At 72.4% G+C, this 21426-nt stretch carries 21 protein-coding genes and 1 pseudogene; 7 read left to right on the forward strand and 15 right to left on the reverse strand.

The features are described 5' to 3' along the window. Nucleotides 1-3: 3 nt before the first annotated feature. Nucleotides 4-1407, reverse strand: a complete 1404-nt coding sequence (locus RF640_RS07220; protein ID WP_109221908.1) for an amino acid permease — start codon at nt 1405-1407, stop codon at nt 4-6. Nucleotides 1408-1648: 241 nt separating this feature from the next. Between RF640_RS07220 and RF640_RS07225 the strand changes: the two genes are divergently transcribed. Continuing rightward, complete coding sequence (locus tag RF640_RS07225; protein WP_031282833.1) at nt 1649-2935, forward strand: adenylosuccinate synthase; 1287 nt, start codon at nt 1649-1651, stop codon at nt 2933-2935. A gap of 93 nt (nt 2936-3028) precedes the next feature. Here RF640_RS07225 and RF640_RS07230 read toward each other — a convergent pair whose 3' ends face one another. Continuing rightward, on the reverse strand, nt 3029-3397 hold the full coding sequence (locus RF640_RS07230; RefSeq protein WP_035927992.1) for a DUF202 domain-containing protein: 369 nt from the start codon (nt 3395-3397) through the stop codon (nt 3029-3031). A gap of 1 nt (nt 3398) precedes the next feature. Beyond that, on the reverse strand, nt 3399-3785 hold the full coding sequence (locus RF640_RS07235; protein WP_095649816.1) for a YidH family protein: 387 nt from the start codon (nt 3783-3785) through the stop codon (nt 3399-3401). Between the two features lie 164 nt (nt 3786-3949). On the opposite strand from RF640_RS07235, the gene RF640_RS07240 reads away from it, so the two are divergent. Next, the gene (locus tag RF640_RS07240; protein WP_095649815.1) at nt 3950-4756 is read left to right on the forward strand and encodes a carbon-nitrogen hydrolase family protein; all 807 of its coding nucleotides are present in this window, start codon (nt 3950-3952) and stop codon (nt 4754-4756) included. 90 nt (nt 4757-4846) lie between these two features. Next, nucleotides 4847-5203 (forward strand): hypothetical protein, encoded by a 357-nt coding sequence (locus tag RF640_RS07245; RefSeq protein WP_017833084.1) that lies wholly within the window; start codon nt 4847-4849, stop codon nt 5201-5203. Nucleotides 5204-5234: 31 nt separating this feature from the next. Here the strand turns inward: RF640_RS07245 and RF640_RS07250 are convergent, their stop codons facing one another. The 7 genes from RF640_RS07250 to paaA all read right to left on the reverse strand — a co-directional run bounded on the left by RF640_RS07250 (nt 5235) and on the right by paaA (nt 12080). Next, nucleotides 5235-7217, reverse strand: coding sequence for a M13 family metallopeptidase (locus RF640_RS07250; RefSeq protein ID WP_368827283.1), 1983 nt, complete (start codon nt 7215-7217; stop codon nt 5235-5237). A 125-nt stretch (nt 7218-7342) separates the two neighbouring features. Beyond that, the gene (locus RF640_RS07255) at nt 7343-8119 is read right to left on the reverse strand and encodes an enoyl-CoA hydratase/isomerase family protein (RefSeq protein WP_368827285.1); all 777 of its coding nucleotides are present in this window, start codon (nt 8117-8119) and stop codon (nt 7343-7345) included. 87 nt (nt 8120-8206) lie between these two features. Next, nucleotides 8207-9367, reverse strand: coding sequence for a 1,2-phenylacetyl-CoA epoxidase subunit PaaE (gene paaE / locus RF640_RS07260; protein WP_284563231.1), 1161 nt, complete (start codon nt 9365-9367; stop codon nt 8207-8209). After that, nucleotides 9367-9912 carry a 1,2-phenylacetyl-CoA epoxidase subunit PaaD gene (paaD, locus tag RF640_RS07265; protein ID WP_017833088.1) on the reverse strand — a complete coding sequence of 182 codons (546 nt, stop codon included), beginning with the start codon at nt 9910-9912 and terminating at the stop codon, nt 9367-9369. The genes paaE and paaD overlap by 1 nt, the downstream gene beginning before the upstream one ends. 7 nt (nt 9913-9919) lie before the next feature. Further along, nucleotides 9920-10747 carry a 1,2-phenylacetyl-CoA epoxidase subunit PaaC gene (paaC, locus tag RF640_RS07270; protein WP_284563232.1) on the reverse strand — a complete coding sequence of 276 codons (828 nt, stop codon included), beginning with the start codon at nt 10745-10747 and terminating at the stop codon, nt 9920-9922. Further along, the gene (gene paaB, locus RF640_RS07275; RefSeq protein WP_017833090.1) at nt 10744-11061 is read right to left on the reverse strand and encodes a 1,2-phenylacetyl-CoA epoxidase subunit PaaB; all 318 of its coding nucleotides are present in this window, start codon (nt 11059-11061) and stop codon (nt 10744-10746) included. Before paaB ends, paaC begins: the two co-directional genes overlap by 4 nt. A gap of 2 nt (nt 11062-11063) precedes the next feature. Next, nucleotides 11064-12080: a 1,2-phenylacetyl-CoA epoxidase subunit PaaA gene (gene paaA / locus RF640_RS07280; protein WP_017833091.1), complete on the reverse strand. Its 1017-nt coding sequence runs from the start codon at nt 12078-12080 to the stop codon at nt 11064-11066. A gap of 213 nt (nt 12081-12293) precedes the next feature. Between paaA and RF640_RS07285 the strand changes: the two are divergent. From RF640_RS07285 to RF640_RS07295, 3 genes and pseudogenes are all read left to right on the forward strand, one after another. Continuing rightward, nucleotides 12294-12686 (forward strand): annotated as a pseudogene (locus tag RF640_RS07285) (hotdog fold thioesterase); the annotation flags it as partial. A 124-nt stretch (nt 12687-12810) separates the two neighbouring features. Continuing rightward, the gene (locus RF640_RS07290; protein WP_368827289.1) at nt 12811-14154 is read left to right on the forward strand and encodes a phenylacetate--CoA ligase family protein; all 1344 of its coding nucleotides are present in this window, start codon (nt 12811-12813) and stop codon (nt 14152-14154) included. 58 nt (nt 14155-14212) lie between these two features. Further along, nucleotides 14213-14836 (forward strand): TetR/AcrR family transcriptional regulator, encoded by a 624-nt coding sequence (locus RF640_RS07295; RefSeq protein WP_368827291.1) that lies wholly within the window; start codon nt 14213-14215, stop codon nt 14834-14836. 145 nt (nt 14837-14981) lie between these two features. On the opposite strand, the gene paaZ is transcribed toward RF640_RS07295, so the two are convergent. Next, the gene (gene paaZ / locus RF640_RS07300) at nt 14982-17072 is read right to left on the reverse strand and encodes a phenylacetic acid degradation bifunctional protein PaaZ (protein WP_017833095.1); all 2091 of its coding nucleotides are present in this window, start codon (nt 17070-17072) and stop codon (nt 14982-14984) included. Between the two features lie 157 nt (nt 17073-17229). Between paaZ and RF640_RS07305 the strand changes: the two genes are divergently transcribed. Then, nucleotides 17230-17667, forward strand: coding sequence for a hotdog fold thioesterase (locus RF640_RS07305; RefSeq protein WP_368827293.1), 438 nt, complete (start codon nt 17230-17232; stop codon nt 17665-17667). A 59-nt stretch (nt 17668-17726) separates the two neighbouring features. On the opposite strand, the gene RF640_RS07310 is transcribed toward RF640_RS07305, so the two are convergent. From RF640_RS07310 to RF640_RS07325, 4 genes are all read right to left on the reverse strand, one after another. Beyond that, the gene (locus RF640_RS07310; RefSeq protein ID WP_017833097.1) at nt 17727-18437 is read right to left on the reverse strand and encodes a tyrosine-protein phosphatase; all 711 of its coding nucleotides are present in this window, start codon (nt 18435-18437) and stop codon (nt 17727-17729) included. A gap of 79 nt (nt 18438-18516) precedes the next feature. Then, complete coding sequence (locus tag RF640_RS07315) at nt 18517-19386, reverse strand: 3-hydroxyacyl-CoA dehydrogenase family protein (RefSeq protein ID WP_115163077.1); 870 nt, start codon at nt 19384-19386, stop codon at nt 18517-18519. Between the two features lie 13 nt (nt 19387-19399). Beyond that, a complete protein-coding gene (locus RF640_RS07320) occupies nt 19400-20185 on the reverse strand; it encodes an enoyl-CoA hydratase/isomerase family protein (protein ID WP_115163076.1) in 786 nt (261 codons plus the stop codon). Then, entirely contained in the window at nt 20185-21393 is a 1209-nt protein-coding gene (locus RF640_RS07325; protein WP_115163075.1) for a thiolase family protein, read from the reverse strand. Before RF640_RS07325 ends, RF640_RS07320 begins: the two co-directional genes overlap by 1 nt. Between the last annotated feature and the right edge of the window lie 33 nt (nt 21394-21426).

Consider the following 21426-nt stretch of genomic DNA (forward strand, 5'->3'; position numbering starts at 1 on the left):
GGATCAGTCCTGCGGGGCGTGCTCGGCCCGGCGGCCGAGCACCTTCGAGGCCAGGGCGATGAGCGCCACCAGCCCGGCCGTGAGCAGGAGCTGGCCCCGCACGGCGCCGTCGAGCAGCCCGAGCAGGACGATCCCGGCGAGGAGCGCCAGCGCCAGGTACGACAGCCACGGGAAGGCCCACATCCGCAGGGGCAGCTCGGTGCCGTCCCGGTCCGCGCGGCGGCGCAGGACGATCTGCGAGACCAGCGCGAGCCCCCAGACGACCAGGCAGGTCGCGCCCACGGTGTTGAGCATCCACAGCAGCACGGTCTCGGGCCACAGGTAGTTCAGCACCACGGCGGCGAAGCCGAAGAGCACGGAGACGACCACCGCGCTCCGGGGGACCCCGCGGTCGGAGACGTCGGCGAAGGCCCGCGGCGCCGAGCCGCGGCGGGCCAGCGACCAGAGCATCCGGGACGCGCCGTAGATGTTCGCGTTGAGGGCCGAGAGCAGCGCCAGGATGATGACCACGGCCATCAGCACGTCCGCGCCGGGCACCCCGGCGGTCTCCAGCACGGCCACGAACGGGCTGACCGAGAGCTGCTCGTCGTTCCACGGCAGCACCAGGACCATGACGGTCACGGCGCCCACGTAGAAGACGAGGATCCGGACCAGGATGGTGCGCACGGCGCGGGCCACGTTGCGCTGCGGGTCCTCGGTCTCCGCGGCGGCGATGGTCACGAGCTCCGTGCCGCCGAACGCGAAGACCACCACGAGCAGCGCGGCGGCCACCCCGGTCGGGCCGTGGGGCAGGAAGCCGCCGTGAGCGGTGAGGTTCGCGAGCCCCGGGGAGGGCTCCTCGGTCAGGCCCAGGAGCACGGCGATCCCGACCGCGAGGAAGGCCAGCACCGCGAGCACCTTCATCAGCGCGAACCAGAACTCGGTCTCCCCGAGCGTGCGCACCCGCACCAGGTTGATCGCCGTGAACACCACCATGAACAGCAGCGCCAGCACCCACTGCTCGGCCACCGGCCACAGCTCCGCGAGCAGCTGGGCCGCGGCCGTGGCCTCCGCCGCGACCACCACCACGATCTGCGCCCACCACAGCCAGCCGAGGGTGCGTCCCACGGTGCGGCCCATGGCCTTCTCGGCGTAGGTGGAGAACGCGCCGGGGGACGGATCCGCGGCGGCCATCTCGCCCAGCGCCCGCATCACGAGCACGAGCAGCACGCACGCCACCAGGAAGGACAGTAGCACCGCCGGCCCGGCGGTGCGGATCGCGGCGCCCGTGCCGATGAACAGGCCGGTGCCGATCGCGCTGCCCAGGGCCATCATCACGAGGTGCCGGGCCTTGAGGTGGGTGCCCGGGGCGGCCGCGGGCGCGGAGGACGGGGACCCGCCCGGGGTCCACGTGGAAGGGGAACTCATGAGCATCGAGGGTATCGGACCGCGGTGGCCGCCGGACGGGGCGGCGGATGCCGGTCCCGGGTCACGGCCCGCTAGACTTGCACGGTACGAGCCCCTGGGTCTCCTCCTGCCGGCGTCGCGCCGTCCCGGTCGCGCGGGTGGGAGCGGGCCGACGCAGGGGCGTTGTCGTGCCCGGCCGGTGCGCGCCTCCGCCGGGGCCCGCGGGAGAAGTCCCGTTCCATCCAGGCAGGAGAGTCGTTCAATGCCAGCAATCGTGATCGTCGGCGCCCAGTGGGGCGACGAGGGCAAGGGCAAGGCCACCGACCTGCTGGGAGGCCGCGTGGACTACGTGGTCAAGCCCAACGGCGGCAACAACGCGGGGCACACCGTGGTGGTGGGCGGCGACAAGTTCGAGCTCAAGCTCCTGCCGGCGGGCATCCTGAGCCCCAACGCCGTCCCCGTGATCGGCAACGGCGTCGTCGTCAATCCCCAGGCCCTCTTCGAGGAGATCGACGGCCTCGAGGCGCGCGGGGCGGACACCTCCCGGCTGCGCGTCTCCGCGAACGCCCACCTGGTGGCCCCGTACCACCAGACGATGGACCAGGTCTCGGAGCGCTTCCTCGGCAAGCGGGCGATCGGCACCACGGGCCGCGGCATCGGGCCCGCCTACATGGACAAGGTCGGCCGGCTCGGCATCCGCGTCCAGGACGTCCTCGACGAGTCGATCCTGCGGCAGAAGATCGAGGGCGCGCTGCGGCAGAAGAACGAGCTGCTCGTGAAGCTCTACAACCGCCGGGACATCGACGTCGAGGAGGTCGTGCAGTACTTCCTGGGCTACGCCGACCGGCTCGCCCCGATGATCGTGGACTCGACCTACCTGCTCAACCAGGCCCTCGACGAGGACAAGGTGGTGCTCATGGAGGGCGGCCAGGCGACCTTCCTCGACGTCGACCACGGCACCTACCCGTTCGTGACGTCCTCCAACCCCACCGCGGGCGGCGCGTCCGTGGGCTCGGGCATCGGGCCGACCCGCATCACCCGGGCGATCGGCATCATCAAGGCCTACACCACCCGCGTGGGCGCCGGGCCGTTCCCCACCGAGCTCTTCGACGAGATGGGCGAGCAGCTGCGCACCACCGGCGGCGAGTTCGGCGTCAACACGGGCCGTCCCCGCCGCACCGGCTGGTACGACGCCGTGATGGCCCGCCACGCCTCCCGGATCAACGGCTTCACCGACTACTTCCTCACCAAGCTCGACGTCCTCACCGGCATCGAGCAGATCCCGGTGTGCGTGGCCTACGACGTCGACGGCGTCCGGCACGACGAGATGCCGATGACCCAGACCGAGTTCCACCACGCGAAGCCGATCTTCGAGCACTTCGCCGGGTGGGAGGAGAACATCACCGGCTGCCGCACCCTGGAGGACCTGCCGGCGAACGCCCGGGCCTACGTCGAGGCGCTCGAGTCGATGAGCGGCACCCGGATGTCCGCGATCGGCGTGGGCCCGGACCGCGACGACACCATCGTGGTGCGCGACCTCATCAACTGATCCCTCCTCTCCTCCGCGCGGTTGCACGCGTCGGCGACCTCGAGCGCCCCGGTCGCCGGCACGTGCGACCTCGCGGGCAGGGCAGGGAAACGCTCAGACGAGGACCAGGACCACCCAGATGCCGAGGGCGCCGAGGGCGAGCATCGCGGCCGAGGTCGCCAGCACGGCGCCGACCTCCGGCTCCGTGCCCTCCTCGACGATGCCGCGGGCGCTGCGGACGTAGCGGGGGCGCTGCGTGACGTAGATCGCCGCCGCCGTGAGGACCGCCAGGCCGAACAGCACCAGCACGAACGGCCCGTGGTGCGGCAGCCAGCGCAGGAAGATCGCCGAGACCACCACGAAGGACATCAGGGTCCGGCCCCAGGCCATCGTGGTGCGCTCCGGCTGCAGCCCGGGGTCCCCGTGCGGCGGCCGAGGGGGGTCCGGGGGCCCCGGAGGGCGGCGGAGCTGCGGGCGGGGCATCTCAGCCCTGCAGGACGACGACGACGAGCACTCCCGCCGCGATCGCCCCGCCCACCGCGAGCACCGGTGCGATCAAAGGCAAGGGCAGCGGGGCCTGGCGCCGCATGCTCCGCTCCACCCCGATCCAGCGGAACGTGGCGCCCGCGCTGAGGAGCATGCTCAGCACCAGCAGCACGATCGCGAGGAACTTCCGCACGCCGTCGTCGAACAGGTCCGCGGTGAACGCCTCGATGGCGATCCCGCCGGCCAGGAACGCGAGCGCGGTCCGGATCCAGGCGAGGAACGTGCGCTCGTTGGCCAGCGTGAACCGGGGGTCGGGGGCGGTCCCGCCGCCGAGCACGCGCTCGGACAGCCGGCGTCGCCCCGGGGTCTCGGACTGCTCGCCCATCGCCTGCCCTTCGCTCGCACGGTCGTGTCGGCCCCATCCTGCCACGGGCCGTGCCGCGAGCTGTGCCACGGGCGGGGGCACAGACAGGCGCACGGGCCGGTCGCGGATGCACCGGTCGCGGATACAGTGGGAGCTCCAGCCGCGACCCGCCGAGGAGGACACCCGTGAAGATCGCCGTCGGACAGTTCGCACCCACCGCCGACACGGCCGAGAACCTGGGGACCATGCGCCGGCTCACCGAGCAGGCCGCGGCCGGCGGGGCGCAGCTGGTGGTGTTCCCGGAGGAGGCCATGTTCTCCGAGCAGCTCCTCGGGGAGGACTTCGAGGAGCTGGTGCTGCGCGGCTGGTCCGGGTTCGTCCAGCAGCTGTCCTTCCTGGCCGCGCAGACCGGCGTCGCCGTGATCGCGGGCGGCTACGAGGGCTCCGCCGACGGGCGCCCCTACAACACGCTCGTGGCCGTGGACGCGCAGGGCGCGATCCTCGGCACGTACCGCAAGCTCCACCTCTACGACGCCTTCAGCCACCGGGAGTCCGACCGGATCCGCCCGGGGGACAAGGGCGTCACGGTGGTGCGGATCGGGGAGCTCGCGGTCGGCATGATCACCTGCTACGACCTGCGCTTCCCCGAGATCTGCCGCGCCGTGGTCGACGCCGGGGCGGAGCTGCTCACCGTGCCCGCGGCCTGGTTCGCCGGCGAGCACAAGGTGGACCACTGGCAGGCACTGCTCAAGGCCCGCGCGATCGAGAACACCGTCTGGGTCGCGGCCGCGGACACCTGCTCCGAGCACACGGTGGGCCGCTCCGCGGTGCTCGACCCGCTCGGCGTGGTGGTCGCCGAGGCGGGGGAGGACGAGACCGTGCTGACCGCCGACGTCATGCGCGAGCGCATCGCCGAGGTGCGCGAGACCGTGCCCGTGCTCGCGAACCGCCGGTTCGGCCCGGCGGAGCTGCTGCCCTCCGACGAGGGCTGAGGCGACCGCCGACCGACCGATTGAACCGACCGACCGACTGAACCGACCGACCGGTCTGACCGACTGCACCGACGACCCCTGGAGGACCCCGTGGACGACGACCGCTCCGATGCCCCGCCGCGCCCGGACGGCCCCGGCGGGTCCGGGCACGCCGGCGGCGGCCCGACGACCCCGTGGGGCCCACCGCCGCCGTGGCAGGCGGAGCGCTTCGCCGTGGGCCGCAGCCACGCCGACACCGCGCTGATCCTCGGCATCCTGAGCGTGGTGGTGCTGCCCCTGCTGGGCCCCTTCGCGATCTGGCAGGCGCGGGAGGCCGAGAAGCTCGGCACCCCCGCCGTTCCCGGGCGGGTGCTCGGCTGGGTCGGCACCGTCCTGCTCGGCGTCCTGGTGCTGTTCCTCGTCCTGTGGCTGGTCGCCGTCGTGTTCCTGGTCAGCTCCGGCGGCTGAGCCGGAGGCCGGGACGGATCCCGGCCCCCGGTCACCAGATGCGCACGCGCTCCACCTCGGGCAGCCACAGCGCGTCCGTCTCCTGCACCCCGAACGCCTCGTAGAAGGCGGGGACGTTGCGGACCGTCTGGTTGGCCCGGAACTCGTTGGGGGAGTGCGGGTCGGTGGCGATGCGGTGGCGCAGCGCCTCGTCGCGGGACTTCTGCTGCCACACGTAGGCCCAGGACAGGAAGAGGCGCTGCTCGGGGCTGTAGCCGTCGATCAGCTCCCCGGGGCCGAAGGCGCTGCCGGTCTCCCGGGACATCCGCCACGCCTGGTGGGCGATCGTGAGCCCGCCCAGGTCCCCGATGTTCTCCCCGAGGGTGAGCTCGCCGTTGACGTGCGTGCCCTCCTCCGCGAGCTGCTCCGGGACCAGGCGGTCGTACTGGCGCACCAGCTCCGCCGTGCGCTCCTCGAAGGCCTGCCGGTCGGCGTCGGTCCACCAGTTGCGCAGCCGGCCGTCGCCGTCGCAGGTCGAGCCCTTGTCGTCGAAGCCGTGGCCGATCTCGTGGCCGATCACGGAGCCGATCGCGCCGTAGTTCACGGCGTCGTCGGCGTCCTCGTCGAAGAACGGGGGCTGCAGGATCGCGGCCGGGAAGACGATCTCGTTGCGCAGCGGGTGGTAGTAGGCGTTGACCGTCTGCGGGGTCATGAGCCACTCGTGCTTCTCCACCGGCTGGCCCGCCTTGCGGACGAGCTCGGCGAGCCGGAACTCCGTGGTGCGGATCCGGTTGCCCACCAGGTCCTCGGGGTCGATCCGCAGGGAGGAGTAGTCCTTCCACTTCTCGGGGTAGCCGATCTTCGGGGTGAACTGGGAGAGCTTCTTCAGCGCCTCCTGGCGGGTCTCCTCGGTCATCCAGTCCAGGCCCGTGATCGAGACGCGGTAGGCCTCCAGGAGGTTGGCCACGAGCTCGTCCATCCGCTCCTTGGCGGTGGGGGAGAAGTGCGCGGCGACGTAGAGCTCGCCCACGGCCTCGCCGAGGACCCCGTTGACGAGCTCGACCCCGCGCTTCCAGCGGTCCTTGAGCCGCGGGGTCCCCGAGAGCACGGTGCCGTAGAAGGCGAAGTCCTCCTCGACGAACGCGGACGACAGGTAGGAGGCGCGCGCGGAGACCAGGTGCCAGCGGGCCCAGGACCGCCAGGACGGCAGCAGCTCGTCGACGAGCAGCTCCTCGACCCCGGTGAAGAAGCTCGGCTGGGCGTTGACCACGGTGCGCAGCGCCGTCCCGGGCAGCTCCGCGCCCTCGGCCAGGAGCCGCCAGTCGAGGACCGCGGTGGAGGCCGCGAGCTCCTCGAAGCCCATGGGGTTGTACATCTTGGTGAGGTCGCGGACCGTGACCTTGTCCCAGTGGTGGGCGGCGATCCGCGTCTCGAGGTCCACCACGGCGCGGGCCTGCTCCTCGGCGTCCTCCACCCCGGCCAGGGACAGCATGGTCCGCACGTGCTCCAGGTACTTCCCGCGGATCGCGGCGTGCTGGTCGTCCCGGTAGTACTCCTCGTCGGGCAGGCCCAGCCCCGACTGCCCCACGAACACGAGCTGGCGCTCGGGGTCGCCCGGGTCGGCGTCGACGTCCACGCCGACCAGGCCGCCCGCACCGCGGCGGATCATCCGGCCCAGGTGGCGCACCAGGCCGGGGACGTCCGCCACGGCGTCGACCTCCGCGAGGTCCGGGGCGAGGGGGGAGGCGCCGAGCGCCTCGATCCGCTCCTCGTCCATGAAGGACGCGTAGAGGTTCGCGATCTTGGACTCCACGGCCTCCGGGTCCCCGGCGCGGGCCCGGGTGATGAGCTCGCGCACGGCGGCCTCCGCCTGGTCCCGCAGCTCGATGAACGCGCCCACGGACGGCTTGTCGTCGGGGATCTCGGTCCGGCGCTGCCAGGTGCCGTTGACGTGGCGGTAGAGGTCGTCCTGGGGGCGGACGGAGCGGTCGAAGCCGGAGAGGTCGAACACCGAAGAGGTCACCGTGGATGTCATGCCCACCACGTTAACCGGCTCCCGGCGGAGCGGGCGGGCTGTTCCCCGACCGCTTAACCCGGTTCGTCCCGGGTCCGGCCCGCGTGCGCCCCGGGGCCCGGACCCGGCGGGACCGTCCTCCCGGGTCAGGACCGGCCGCCGGTGAACCGCGGCGGGCGCTTCTGCTGGAACGCGGCGAAGCCCTCGGCGTAGTCGGCGCTGCGGCACAGCTCGCCCTGCACCCGGTTCTCGTTCTCGACGGACTCCCACAGCCCCAGGCGCTCGTCGCGGATCTGGGCCACGAGCTCGCGGGAGGCGAGGAACGCGCCGGTCGCGCCCTCGGCCACGGCCGCCGCCTTGGCCCGGGTGAGCTCGAGCAGCTCGTCGGCGGGTACCGAACGGCTGAACAGCCCGGAGCGCACGGCCTCCTGGCCGCTCATCAGCTCGGCCGTGTAGATGAGGTCCAGGGTCCGGTGGGCGCCGAGCCGCTCGGTGAACAGGGCGTGCCCGCCCGAGTCGAGGGTCGCGCCCAGGTTCGCGAAGGGGGAGCCGATCTTGGCGCTGTCCGCGACGTAGACCACGTCCGTGGCGATCGCCAGGCCGAGCCCCACGCCCAGGCACGCGCCCTGCACGGCGGCGAACGTCGGGGCGGGGAACCGGGTCATGGCGCGCAGCAGCGGGGTGACCTTCCCGGCCAGGAAGCCGTGGGCGTCGTCGCTCGCGGGGTCCACCGCGGAGATGTCGCGGCCGGCGCAGAAGCCGCGGCCCTCGCCGCGCAGCACGAGGGCCCGGACGCCGGCCTTCGCCGCCTCGGCGTAGGCGTCGCCGAGCTCGGCGAGTGCCGCCTCGTCCAGGGCGTTCATCCTGCCGGGTGCGTTCAGCACCACTTCGGCCACGGATCCGTCGATGGTCAGGTCGATCACTGCTGCTCCTCGGTGAGGTCGGGACTGGGGGCGGGACGGCCCGGAGGCCCGGCACCTGCACGGTGCCGGGCCCCCGGAGCGAGCGGCTCAGGCGTCGAAGTCGACGACGAGCTCCTTGGAGGTGGGACGGGTCTGGCAGGTGAGCACGTAGCCCTTCTCGATCTCGTCCTTCTCGAGGGCGTAGTTCTCCTCCATCACGAACTCCCCGGAGACGACCTTCGCGCGGCACGTGCCGCACACCCCGCCGGCGCACGCGAACGGGACGTCGGGGCGGACCCGCAGGGCGGCGTTGAGGACGGTCTCCTGGGCGTTCTTCGGGGACTCGATCGAGGAGGAGAGCCCGTCCAGGGTGAAGGTGATGTCGTACTTCTCGCCCGACGGGTCCGCCGGGACCACGCGTCCCTGCTGCCCCTGGGGGGTCTCGGGACGGCCGGTGCTGAACAGCTCGAAGCGGATCTTCTCCTCGGCCACGCCGCGCTCCGCGAGGGTGTCCCGGCACAGCTGGACGAGCTCGAACGGCCCGCACAGGAACCACTCGTCCGTCCGGTCCACCTGGAGCACCTCGTCCAGGATGTCCTGGAGCTTGTCGGCGTCGATCCGCCCGGACATCAGCGGGCTGATCCGCTGCTCGCGGGAGAGCACGTGGTGGACCGCCAGGCGGGACGGGTACTTGTCCTTGAGGTCCCCGAGCTCCTCGGCGAACATGACCTCCATCGCGGAGCGGTTCGCGTAGACGAGGTCGAACGTGGAGGACTCCGAGGCGCGCAGCACGGCCTTGGCGATCGCCATGATCGGGGTGATCCCGGAGCCCGCGGCGAAGGCCACGAGGTGCACCGAGGCGTTCTTCGCGACCTCCTCGGCGGCGAGCCGCTCGGGGTCGTTCATGCTGGTGAGCCCGAGCTTGGAGATGAACGCGCCCTGGGGGTTCATGACGTCGAGTGTGTCGCCGGCCTTCAGGGAGCTGTTGGCCCAGGTGGAGAAGACCCCGCCGATGTCCTGCTTGATCGCCACCCGGATCTCGCCCGGCCGCGGCTCCGCGCAGATCGAGTAGGACCGGCGGACCTCCTGCCCGTCGATGTGGGCGCGCAGCGCCACGTACTGCCCGGGCAGGTAGTCGTAGTCGTCCACGAGCTCCGGGGGCACCGTGAAGGCCACCTCGACGGAGTCCGCGGTGAGCTTGCGGACCTGGGAGACCTCGAGGGTGTTGAACGTGGCCCGGCGCCGGGCGGGGGCGGTGATCTCGGTCATCAGTGCACCTTGAAGTAGTCGAAGGGTTCCAGGCACTCGTTGCAGACGTGGAGCGCCTTGCAGGCGGTGGACCCGAAGCGGGTCAGCTCGCGGGTGTTCAGGGAGTGGCAGCGCGGGCACTTGACGGTGAGCCCCAGCCGGACGGGGCCGGCGGCGGCCCGGCCGCTGGGCGGGGCGATGCCGTACTCGTCGAGCTTGCGCCTGCCCTCGTCGCTCATCCAGTCCGTGGTCCACGCCGGCTGCAGCACGAGGTCGACCCGCACGTCGTCGTAGCCCTCGGCGTTGAGCGCCCGGGTGACGTCCGTGGTGATGGTCTCCATCGCGGGGCACCCGGAGTAGGTCGGGGTGATGACGACGACGGCGCGCGCGCCCTCCAGCCGGGCGTCCCGCAGGATGCCGAGGTCGGCGATGGAGAGCACGGGGACCTCGGGGTCGTTCACCGTGGCGGCGATGTCCCAGACGCGGCCGGCGGCCTCGTCCCGGGGGCGCAGCTCGCGGCCGGTCACCTGCGTGGCGCCCGTCTGCTCGGAGCCGGTCATCGTCATCGCCTCCTCACCAGGTGGCGCCGGGGTGCTGGCGGGCCAGCACCTGCATCTCGGCGAGGATGTGGCCGCGCTGCTCGCTGAACTGCCCCGAGCGGTCGCCGCCCCAGGCACCCAGGACCTCGGGGACGGACAGTCCTGCCTCGTCGAGGATCGCGGTGATCCGGCGGTCGAAGTCGGCGCGCAGGGAGGACGGGAGCACGGCGACGGCCCCGAGGGACTCGACGAGCTCGTCGTCGTGGAACAGCTCGTCCACGTAGGGCCACATGTAGGTGAGGCCGGCCTGGACGCGGCGCTTGGACTCCTCCGTGCCGAGGCCCAGGCGCAGGATCCACTGGCTCGCGTGGTCCTGGTGGTACTCGACCTCCTTGAGCGCCTTGTCCGCGATGGCCGCGAGCGTCGGGTCGGTGGAGCGGACGAGGCGGCGGTAGAGCTCGTACTGGTAGTAGGAGAAGATCAGCTGCCGGGCGATGGTCTGCCCGAAGTCGCCGTTCTCCTGCTCCACGAGGCGGCAGGAGCGGAACTCCTCCTCGTCGCGGAAGTAGGCGAGGTCGTCCTCGGTCTTCCCCCACGCGGTGCCCGCGTAGGTGAGCAGGAAGCGGGCGTGCCCGAGCAGGTCCAGGGCGATGTTGGCCAGCGCGATGTCCTCCTCGAGCTCCGGGGCCCGGGCGATCCACCAGCCGAGGCGCTGGGCGAGCATCAGGGCGTCGTCGCCCAGGTACAGGGCGTAGCGGGCCACGTCCTCGGGGGCCTTGGCTCCGCCGGCCCGGATGTCCTCCGCGGTGATGGCGTCGCCCGCGCTCTGCCGGGTCGCGGACTCGTGGGATGCGAAGCTCACAGGTGCTTCACCCCTTCGCTCTTGGTGTAGTACGTGGCGTGGCGGTAGCTCTTGCCCTGGGCGGACTCGAAGAACCCGCCCTTGGAGTCGGGGTCCGAGGCGGTGATGGCCGCGGAGGGCACCACCCACACGGAGGTCCCCTCGTTGCGGCGGGTGTAGAGGTCCCGGGCGTTGCGCACGGCCATCGTGGCGTCCGGGGCGTGCAGGGATCCGGCGTGGACGTGGGAGAGCCCGCGCGAGGACCGCACGAACACCTCCCACAGGGGCCACTCGTCCGAGGGCGCGCCGATCGGGCTCACGGTGTTCTCGCTCATGCTCAGGCTCCGATGAGTTCGGCGGAGGCGCGCTCCGCGGCGGTCTTGCGGGCGTAGGCGGCGGCGGCCTCGCGGACCCAGGCGCCGTCCTCGTGCGCCGTGCGGCGGCGCTGCATGCGCTGGAGGTTGCACGGGCCCCGGCCGCCGACGACGGCCTTGAACTCGTCCCAGTCCAGCGGTCCGTAGTCGTAGTGGCCGCGCTCCTCGTTCCACTTGAGGTCCGGGTCCGGCAGGGTCAGGTCCAGTGCGGCGGCCTGCTCCACGATCATGTCCACGAAGCGCTGGCGCAGCTCGTCGTTGGAGAAGCGCTTGATGTTCCACGCCATGGACTGCTTCGAGTTGGGCGAGTCGTCGTCCGGGGGGCCGAACATCTGCAGGGACGGGCCGTAGAAGCGGTTCACGGCGTCCTGGGCCATCTGCTTCTGGGCGGGCGTGCCGTGGGAGAGCTCGTAGAGGATCTCCCAGCCCTGGCGCTGGTGGAAGGACTCCTCCTTGCAGATGCGGACCATGGCCCGGCCGTAGGGGCCGTAGGAGGCCCGGCACAGCGGGACCTGGTTGGCGATCGCCGCGCCGTCCACGAGCCAGCCGATGGCGCCCATGTCGGCCCAGGTGCGCGCGGGGTAGTTGAAGATCGAGGAGTACTTGGCCCGGCCGTCCAGCAGCTGCTGGTTGAGCTCGGAGCGGGGGGTGCCCAGGGTCTCGGCGGCGGAGTAGAGGTACAGCCCGTGGCCGGCCTCGTCCTGCACCTTGGCCATGAGGATGGCCTTGCGCTTGAGGGACGGCGCCCGGGAGATCCAGTTGCCCTCCGGCTGCATGCCGATGATCTCGGAGTGGGCGTGCTGCGAGACCTGGCGGACCAGGGTCTTGCGGTAGGCGGCGGGCATCCAGTCGCGCGGCTCGATCCGGGAGTCCTCGGCGATGATGCGGTCGAAGTGCTCCTCGCCCGCGCGGTCCAGCTCCGCCTGCTCGGCCGCGTCCGCGGCGGGCACGGCGTGGAGCCCCGTGTTCTGCGTAGTCATGGTGTCCCTCTTCCGACGAGATGGCGCCGCGGGGCGGGAGGGCCGCACGCGACTAACTGACCGTTCGTTCAGAATATAAGCCCCCCGGGGGTGGCGTCAACAGGTGGCGCCGATGGAGTGCTCCCGCGCTCCTCCGGGGCGGCACGGGTTGACACGGGCGGCGGAGTGGGATTGTCTACTGAACATTCGGTCGTGAACTGTGAGGAGAGTTACATGTCCCAGGGCCATCCGATCCTCGCGGGGGACCGCACCTCGCGCTGGATGGGCATCACCGTGGACCGTGCCGAGTACGGCCACGCCCAGATCCGCATGACCCTGCGGGAGGAGATGCTCAACGGGTTCGGCATCGCCCACGGCGGCATGGTCTTCGCCTTCGCGGACACCTGCTTCGCCCTCGCCTGCAACGACCCCGCCGGGGACGGCACCACCATCACGGTGGCCGCGGGAGTGGACATCAACTTCCTCGCCTCGGCCTACCGCGGGCAGGAGCTCACCGCCGTGGGGACCGTGCGCGCCCAGGCGGGGCGCAGCGGCGTCTACGACATCCAGGTCCTGGCCGACGGCCGGCTCATCGCCGAGTTCCGGGGCCGCAGCCGCACCATCCCCAACCCCGCCCTCCGCGCGGCGACGCCCGCGGAGCGCCCTGCCGAGGACCCTGCCGGGGACCCGGCCGCGCAGCCCGTCCTGCAGTCCGCCCAGCCGTCCGCCCCGCAGCCCGAGGAAGTCTGACATGACCGAGTGCTCCGTCCCGAACCCCTACACCCCCGCCCCCGCCCCGGCGGACCGGTCGCAGCCGGACCCCGAGGAGACGATGAGCCGGGACCAGATCGAGTCCCTGCAGGTCGAGCGGCTGCGCTGGACCCTGCACCACGCCTACGAGAACGTCGCCGCCTACACGGAGCTCTTCGACGCGCACGGCGTGCACCCCGGCGACTTCAAGGAGCTCGAGGACCTCCGGCTCTTCCCGTACACGGACAAGGAGTTCCTGCGGAAGGCGTATCCGTTCAAGTCCCTCGCGGTGCCGATGTCCGAGGTCCGGCGGATCCACGCCTCCTCCGGCACCACCGGGCAGCCCACCGTGGTGGCCTACACGCAGAACGACATCGACACCTGGGCGGGCCTCGTGGCCCGCTGCTTCCGGCTCTCGGGCGTGCGCCCCGGGGACAAGGTGCACAACGCCTACGGCTACGGCCTGTTCACGGGCGGGCTCGGTGCCCACTACGGCGCCGAGCGCCTGGGCTGCGCCGTCATCCCGATGTCCGGCGGGCAGACCGAGAAGCAGGTCCAGATGATCCGGGACTTCGAGCCCGAGGCCATCCTCTCGACCCCCACCTACCTGCTGACCATCGCCGACGGCTTCAGGAAGCTCGGCCTGGACCCGCGGGAGACGTCGCTGCGCACCGCGGTGCTCGGGGCGGAGCCCTGGACCGAGGAGATGCGCCGCGAGATCGAGACGGCCTTCGACGTCGACGCATGCGACATCTACGGCCTCTCCGAGGTCATGGGCCCCGGCGTGGCCGGCGAGTCCGCCGCGTCCAAGGACGGCTCGCACATCTGGGAGGACCACTTCCGCCCCGAGATCATCGACCCGTTCACGGACGAGGTCCAGGACACCGGCCGGCCCGGCGAGCTCGTCTTCACGGCGCTCACCAAGGAGGCCCTGCCGATCATCCGCTACCGCACCCACGACCTGACCCGCCTGCTGCCCGGCACGGACCGGCCCGGGCACCGGCGGATGGGCCGGATCACGGGCCGCTCAGACGACATGATCATCCTGCGGGGGGTCAACCTGTTCCCCTCCCAGATCGAGGAGCTCGCCCTGCAGGTGCCGGAGCTGAGCCCGCACTTCACGCTCGAGATCACCCGCCCGCACCGGATGGACCAGATGACCATCAACATCGAGCGGCGCGAGCAGGTGACCGTCGAGGCCGCCGAGGCGGGCGGCCAGAAGCTCCTGCACGCCATCAAGACGAAGATCGGCTCCTCGGCCTCGATCCGGATCGCCGAGCCGGGGACCCTCGCCCGGTCCTCCGGCAAGCTGCGCCGCGTCTACGACCACCGCAAGGACGCGTGATGCCCCGCCGCGGCATAAGATCGTTGTCCTGCCCGTCCCCACCGAGATCGAGGTCCCCATGACGCACGCACCGGCGCCCGCCCCTCCGGACGGCGCGGCCCCGCGCCGGGGCCGGCCCGGCTACGACCGCGAGACGCTGCTCGCCGTGTGCGTGGAGGTCTTCAACGTGCACGGCTACGACGCCACGTCGATGGGGACGCTGTCCAAGCACCTGGGGATCTCCAAGTCCGCGATCTACCACCACGTGGAGTCCAAGGAGGAGATCCTCGAGCAGGCGCTGGGCCGGGCCCTCGACGCGCTCGAGGAGGTCCTGGCCGCCGCCGAGCGGACGCAGGCCTCGGCGGTCGAGCGGCTCGAGCAGGTGATCCGCGGGACCGTGCACGTGCTCGTGGAGCAGATGCCGTACGTGACCCTGCTGCTGCGGCTGCGGGGCAACTCGGAGGTCGAGACGAGGGCGCTCGAGCGCCGCCGCACGGTCACCCGCCGGGTCGGCGCGCTCATCGAGCAGGCGCAGGCGGAGGGCGACCTGCGCCGCGACCTCAGCGGCCGGTCCGCCTCGCGGCTGCTCCTGGGCATGATCAACTCGATCGTCGACTGGTACCGGCCGGACCCGGACAGGGCCGACGACGGGCTGGCCGACACCGTGGTCGCGCTCGCCTTCTCGGGGCTGCGGGCCTCCTGAGCCCTCGCCCGGTCGCTCCGCCGAGCCCCGACCGCGGAGGCCGCTCGCCGCCGGGTCCCCCCGAAGCACGCGATCCCCCACGCCCGGTGCGTGAGGGATCGCGTGCTTCGGGGGGACCCGACAGTCCGGGCGGGTCTCGCCCGGGTCAGGCGGTGGGCCAGGTCTTCGCGACCAGGGTCAGCACGTCGTAGGTCGCCACGATCTCGTCGTGCTGGTTGTGCAGGATCGCGTCCCAGCAGACCTCGCCGTACTCGTCGGTGACCCGCGGGGTGATCTGCTTGGCGGTGAGGGTCACCCGGATGTGGTCGTCGTAGGTCACCGGCGTGATGAAGCGCAGGTTCTCCAGGCCGTAGTTCGCCAGGACGGGACCGGGGGCGGGCTCCACGAACAGCCCGGCGGCCCAGGAGACCAGCAGGTAGCCGTGGGCCACCCGGCGCGGGAAGAACGGGTTGGCCGTGGCGGCCTCCTCGTCGGTGTGCGCGTAGAAGGTGTCGCCGGTCTTCTCGGCGAACTCGGTGATGTCCTCGAGGGTCACGGTGCGCAGCTCGGAGGCGAACTGGTCGCCGATCCGCAGCGTCTCCAGGGACTTGCGGAACGGGTGCTCGCCGGTGCCGTTCTCGACCGCCTCGCGGGTCACGGTGTTCGCCGCGGCGCCCCGGTGCCAGACCCCGGTCACCGCCGTGAGGATGTCCGGGGGCCCCTGGATCGCGGTGCGCTGCATGTAGTGCTTGACGCCGCGCACGCCGCCCAGCTCCTCGCCGCCGCCGGCGCGGCCGGGGCCGCCGTGGACGAGGTGCGGCATGGGGGAGCCGTGGCCGGTGGAGGTCTTCGCGTCCTGGCGGTTGAGGAAGTGCACGCGCCCGTGGTGCGAGCCGATGCCCGCGGTGAACCGGGCGGCGGTCGCGCCGTCGTTCGTGCACACGGTCGCCACGAGCGAGCCGCCGCCGAGCGCGGCGAGCCGCACGGCGTCGTCGACGTCGGTGTAGCCGAGCACGGAGGTGACGGGGCCGAAGGCCTCGACGAAGTGCACCTCCGGGGTGTCCGGGTCGTCGAAGGACAGCACCGTGACGGGGAAGAAGGCGCCCGCCCCGGTGTCGGCGTCGCCGACGGAGGCATCCGGGCCGCCCAGGCGGACGGTGCCGCCGGCGGCGACCAGGCGCTCCACGGCCTTGCGGACCTCGCCCTGCTGCTCCTTGGAGGCCAGGGCGCCCATGGTGACGCCCTCGGTGCGCGGGTCGCCGATGACCACGCGCTGCTGCACGCGCTCGGCGACGGCGGCCACGACGTCCTCCACGCGGTCCTGCGGGACGATGACGCGCCGGATGGCCGTGCACTTCTGCCCGGCCTTGGAGGTGATCTCGACGAACACCGCCTTCACGAAGGCGTCGAACTCCGGGGTCTCCGGGGTGGCGTCGGGGCCGAGGATCGCGGCGTTGAGGGAGTCCGTCTCGGCGGTGAAGCGCACTCCGCCGTCGATGACGTTCTCGTGGTGGCGCAGCGACTGCGCGGTGCCGGCGGAGCCGGTGAAGGCCACGTGGTCGCGGTAGTCCAGGTGGTCGAGCAGGTCCCGGGCGGAGCCGGAGACCAGCTGCAGGGAGCCCTCCGGCAGGATGCCGGAGTCGATCATCAGGCGCACGCAGGCGGCCGTGACGTAGCCGGTCGGCGTGGCCGGCTTCACCAGGGTCGGCATGCCGGCGATGAAGGCGGGGGCGAACTTCTCGAGCATGCCCCACACCGGGAAATTGAACGCGTTGATCTGCACGGCGACGCCGGGCATGCGGGTGTAGATGTGCTCGCCCAGGAAGGACCCGTCCTTGGAGAGCTGCTCCACCGCCCCGTCCACGACGACGTTGGCGTTGGGCAGCTCGCGCCGGCCCTTGGAGGAGAACGTGAAGAGGGTGCCGATGCCGCCGTCCACGTCGAAGAAGTGGTCCTTCAGCGTGGCCCCGGTCGAGTAGGAGACGTCGTAGAGCTCCTGCTTGTGCTCGGTGAGGTACTGGGCGAGCTCCTTGAGCTTGAGCGCCCGCTCGTGGATGGTGAGCTCCCCGAGGGAGCGCTGCCCCACGGTCCGGCCGTAGTCCACGGCGGAGGCGATGTCGATGCCGTCCGTGGACACGCGCGCCACGACCTCGCCGGTCGAGGCGTCGGCCACCTCCGTCACCTTCTGCGGGTTCTCCGGCGACCACCACCGGCCCCTCAGGTAGCTGGGGAGGATGGTCTGGGTCTGTGCTGCCACGGTGCGTGGTCCTTTCGCTCGGGTGCGCGCGGGCGGCCGGTCCGTCGCCCGCATCCTGACCGATCGTTCGGTATTATGACCACGATAACCTACGTCACACCCCGGGACCACTGCCCCACGGTGGTCCTGCCCCGTCGCCGAGCGCCCGAGGAGTGCCATGACCACGACCGAGACCCACGAGCCCTGGCGCATCGTCCTGGGCGAGCTCGACGAGAAGATGGGCGTCACCGTCCTCGAGGAGTCGGCGGAGCGCGTGGTCGCCTCCATGCCCGTCGAGGGCAACCGCCAGTCGCTGGGCCTGCTCCACGGCGGCGCCATGGTGGCCCTCGGCGAGGCCGTCGGTTCCTGGGCCGCGGTGATCCACGCCTCCACGATGGGCAAGGTCGCCGTGGGCGTGGACGTCAACGCCACCCACCACCGGTCATCCCGCACGGGCACCGTGACCGCCACGGCCACCGCCCTGCAGCTCGGACGCTCCCTCACGTGCCACGAGGTGGTCCTCGAGCACGAGGACGGCGCCCGGCTGTGCACCGTGCGGATCACCAACTTCCTCAAGGGCAAGCCGCAGCAGGCCACGAACCCCGCCGAGGGCTAGACCGGGAACCAGGCCCGGGGTCCGCCCGCCGGCGGGTCAGGACGCCGGACGGGGGCGGATCAGGACGGGCTGTGGAGCCGCCGGCGCAGGGCGGCCAGCTCCTCGGGCGACAGCCCGGCGTCGACGAGCCAGCGCTCGGCGTCGAACCCGTCCAGCAGCTCCTCGAGGGCCGCGCGGCGCCCCGCGAGCAGCGGGGCGAGCTCGTGCTCGGGGTGGTGGCGCTCGACCGGGTGGGGGACGGGCGAGACGCGGTGCCACTCGTTGATCCCGCGCGCGGCGGCCTCGTCCTCCGCGACGAGGCGCTCCGGGGGCGCTCCGGCCAGCCCCAGGAGCAGTAGCGCGAGCACCCCCGTGCGGTCGCGGCCGGCCGAGCAGTGCACCACCACGGCGCCCTCGGCGGTCGCCACCGCCCGCACCGCCTCGGCCAGGAAGGCCGGGAACAGCCGCAGGTAGTCGCGGTAGCCGCGCGGGTGGTGCAGATAGGGCGTGCCCACCAGCGGGAACTGCGGATGGGCGGGGTCCTCGGTGGGGCGGTGCAGCACCGTGATGCCGGCGCGGGCGGCCGGGTCGTCCGCGGGGTCCGTGGGCCGGCGCCGCCGCTCGTCCGCGTTGCGCAGGTCCACGACCGTGCGCACCCCGTCCGCCGCGGCGGCGCGCCACCCCGAGGGGCTCAGCCGCTCGGAGCGGCCCATCCGCCACACGTCGCCGGCCAGGCGCCGGGCGTTGAGCGCGCCGTCCCACGCGGCGGGGGTCCCGGGCTGTGCGTGCATGCCCCCACCCTAGGACCCGAGTCCGACGGCGCGTCCCGCCCGCCCGCGCCCGGGAGGGCGGGACGGCAGGGGGCGGGTGCTACTGGTCGTAGTCGAAGAAGCCCTTGCCGGTCTTGCGGCCGAGCTCGCCGCGGGCCACCATGTCCCGCATCAGCTGCGGGGGGGCGAAGCGCGGGCCGAGCTGCGACTCGAGGTACTCGGCGATGCCCAGGCGCACGTCCAGGCCCACGATGTCCGTCAGGGCCAGGGGGCCGACCGGGAACCTGTAGCCCAGGACCATGGCGTTGTCGATGTCGGCGGGAGAGGCCACGCCCTCCTCGACCATGCGGATGGCCTCGAGGGCGATCGCCACGCCCAGCCGCGACGAGGCGAAGCCGGGGGCGTCGTTGACGACCACCGGGGTCTTGCCGAGGCCCTCGACCCACTGCACCGAGAGCCGTCTGAGCTCCTCGCCGGTGTGCTTCGAGTTCACGACCTCCACGAGCTTCGAGGCCGGCACGGGGTTGAAGAAGTGCAGCCCGCAGAACCGCTCGGGGCGTCCCAGCTGCTCGGCCAGCCCGTCCACGGACAGCGAGGAGGTGTTGGTGGCCAGCCACGCGGTCTCGGGGAGGTGGCGCTCGACCTCCTGCAGGGCCGCGACCTTCAGGTCCCACGCCTCGGGGACGGCCTCGACGACGAGCTCGCAGTCCGCGAAGTCGGCGTGGTCGAGGGAGACGGTCAGGTTCTCGGCCCACTCGTCCAGGTTGCCGTCCACGCCCCCGCGCTCCAGGGACTTGGCGAGGTCCCGCTCGATCCGCTCGCGGGCGGCCTCCGCTGCCTGCCCGTCCCGCTCCACCACGGTCACCCTCGCCCCGGCGAGCAGGAAGGCGTGGGCGATGCCCGCGCCCATGCGGCCTCCGCCCAGGACGCCGACGACGGCGGGAACGGCCAGTGCGTGCTTCTCGGTCATGGTCGGGGTGCTCCTACTTCTTGTTCTTCTTGCGGTCCAGGAAGGTCTGCATGCGGTCGAACTTCGCCTCCGACTCGAAGAGCACGGCCTGGGCCAGCTCGTCGATGTGCGGGTGGGCGGACGGGGGTGCCGCGAAGACCCGCTTGGAGATCCGCACGGCCAGGGGGTCCTGGGCGCTGATCCGGTCGGCGAGCGCGTGCGCGGCGCCGACGAGCTCCGCGGGCTCGTGCAGCTCGGTGACGAGGTGCAGGGCCAGGGCCTCGTCCGCGCCGAGGAGCCGGCCGGCGAGCAGGATGTCCAGGGCGACCGCCTCGCCGACCAGCTCCTTGAGCCGCCACAGCCCGCCGGCGGCGGCGATGATGCCCAGATTCGTCTCCGGCTGGCCGATCGTGAGGTGCGGGGTGGCGATGCGGAAGTCCGCGGCGTAGGCCAGCTCCGCGCCGCCGCCCAGGGCGTAGCCGTCGATCGCGGCGATCACCGGCATGGGCAGCCTGTGGATGCGGTCGAAGATCCGGGAGTTGATCCCGGCCAGGGCGTCGTCGCGGCGGCGTTCCCGCAGCTGGGCGATGTCGGCGCCGGAGGCGAAGATCCCCCGGCCGTTCACCTCGGTGCCGGAGAGGATCAGGATCTTCGGGTGCCGCTCGAGGTGGCCGCACACGGTGTGCAGCTCCTCGACCATGGTCGCGTCGATGGCGTTGCGCACGTCGGGGCGGTCCAGGACCACGTGCAGGCGGTCCTCGCGCTCCTCGAGCCGCAGGGCGGTGAACTCCGCGCCGAGGATCTCGCTGGGCCCGACCATCAGAGCTTCTCCACGAGCATCGCGGTGCCCTGGCCCACGCCCACGCACATGGTGGCCAGGCCGCGGTCGGCGCCCTCGCGCTCCATCCGGCCCAGCAGCGTCACCACGAGCCGGGAGCCGGAGGAGCCCAGCGGGTGGCCGAGCGCGATCGCCCCGCCGTCGTTGTTGACGGTGCCGGCGTCGAGGCCGAGGCGGCGGATGCAGGCCAGGGACTGGGATGCGAAGGCCTCGTTGAGCTCGACCGCCCCGAGGTCGCCGATGCCCCATCCGGTGCGCTGGAGCACCTTCTGGGTGGCGGGGACGGGGCCGATGCCCATGATCTCCGGGGCCACGCCGGCGGAGGCGCCGTCGACGATCCGGGCCCGGGCGGCCAGCCCGTACTTCTCGGCCGCGCGCTCGGAGACCACGAGGATCGCCGAGGCGCCGTCGTTGAGGGAGGAGGCGTTGCCGGCGGTGACGACCGTCCCGTGGTCCACCACGGGGCGCAGCTTCGCGAGGGCGTCCATCGTGGTGCCCGGGCGGGGGCCCTCGTCCGTGTCGACGACGGTCGTCGCACCCTTGCGGCCCGTGACGGTCACCGGGACGATCTCGGGGGCGAAGCGCCCGGCGTCGATCGCGGCGATCGCCTTCTCGTGGGAGGCCACGGCGAAGGCGTCGGCGTCCTCGCGCGAGATCCCGTCGACGATCGCGACCTCCTCGGCCGTCTCCGGCATCGAGTAGGTCATCTTGTCCTGCTTCTTGAACTCGGGGTTGGTGAAGCGCCAGCCGATGGAGGTGTCGAAGACGTCGCCGGGCTTCGCGAACGCCTTGGCCGGCTTCTCCATCACCCAGGGGGCGCGGGACATGGACTCCACGCCGCCGGCGACGACGATGTCGGCGGCGCCGGCCTTGATCATGTGGGAGGCCATGATGATGGCCGAGAGCCCGGAGGCGCAGAGCCGGTTGACGGTGATGCCGGGGACGGTGTCGGGGAAGCCGGCGAGCAGCCAGGCCATGCGGGCGACGTTGCGGTTCTCCTCGCCGGCGCCGTTGGCGTTGCCGAGGATCACCTCGTCGACGTCGTGCGGGTCGATCCCGGCGTCGGTCACCGCGTGCCTGACCACGAGGGCGGCGAGGTCGTCGGGGCGCACGCTCGCCAGCGCGCCGCCGTAGCGGCCCACCGGGGTGCGGGCCCCGCCGACGAGGAGGGCCTGAGGGGTTGCGGGCATGGGTGGGCTCCTGTCGCGACGGGGTGCGGCCGG

The organism is Kocuria sp. CPCC 205231 (assembly GCF_040980965.1).
Lineage (GTDB): Bacteria > Actinomycetota > Actinomycetes > Actinomycetales > Micrococcaceae > Kocuria > Kocuria rosea.

Coding starts and splice junctions, on each gene's coding strand:
- RF640_RS07230 (WP_035927992.1), bottom strand. CDS start 3,397: ATGCCCCGCCCGCAGCTCCGCCGCCCTCCGGGGCCCCCGGACCCCCCT.
- RF640_RS07325 (WP_115163075.1), bottom strand. CDS start 21,393: ATGCCCGCAACCCCTCAGGCCCTCCTCGTCGGCGGGGCCCGCACCCCG.
- paaA (WP_017833091.1), bottom strand. CDS start 12,080: ATGACTACGCAGAACACGGGGCTCCACGCCGTGCCCGCCGCGGACGCG.
- RF640_RS07225 (WP_031282833.1), top strand. CDS start 1,649: ATGCCAGCAATCGTGATCGTCGGCGCCCAGTGGGGCGACGAGGGCAAG.
- RF640_RS07295 (WP_368827291.1), top strand. CDS start 14,213: ATGACGCACGCACCGGCGCCCGCCCCTCCGGACGGCGCGGCCCCGCGC.
- RF640_RS07320 (WP_115163076.1), bottom strand. CDS start 20,185: ATGGTCGGGCCCAGCGAGATCCTCGGCGCGGAGTTCACCGCCCTGCGG.
- RF640_RS07235 (WP_095649816.1), bottom strand. CDS start 3,785: ATGGGCGAGCAGTCCGAGACCCCGGGGCGACGCCGGCTGTCCGAGCGC.
- paaB (WP_017833090.1), bottom strand. CDS start 11,061: ATGAGCGAGAACACCGTGAGCCCGATCGGCGCGCCCTCGGACGAGTGG.
- RF640_RS07310 (WP_017833097.1), bottom strand. CDS start 18,437: ATGCACGCACAGCCCGGGACCCCCGCCGCGTGGGACGGCGCGCTCAAC.
- RF640_RS07315 (WP_115163077.1), bottom strand. CDS start 19,386: ATGACCGAGAAGCACGCACTGGCCGTTCCCGCCGTCGTCGGCGTCCTG.
- RF640_RS07220 (WP_109221908.1), bottom strand. CDS start 1,407: ATGAGTTCCCCTTCCACGTGGACCCCGGGCGGGTCCCCGTCCTCCGCG.
- RF640_RS07305 (WP_368827293.1), top strand. CDS start 17,230: ATGACCACGACCGAGACCCACGAGCCCTGGCGCATCGTCCTGGGCGAG.
- RF640_RS07250 (WP_368827283.1), bottom strand. CDS start 7,217: ATGACATCCACGGTGACCTCTTCGGTGTTCGACCTCTCCGGCTTCGAC.
- paaD (WP_017833088.1), bottom strand. CDS start 9,912: ATGACGATGACCGGCTCCGAGCAGACGGGCGCCACGCAGGTGACCGGC.
- paaE (WP_284563231.1), bottom strand. CDS start 9,367: ATGACCGAGATCACCGCCCCCGCCCGGCGCCGGGCCACGTTCAACACC.
- RF640_RS07290 (WP_368827289.1), top strand. CDS start 12,811: ATGACCGAGTGCTCCGTCCCGAACCCCTACACCCCCGCCCCCGCCCCG.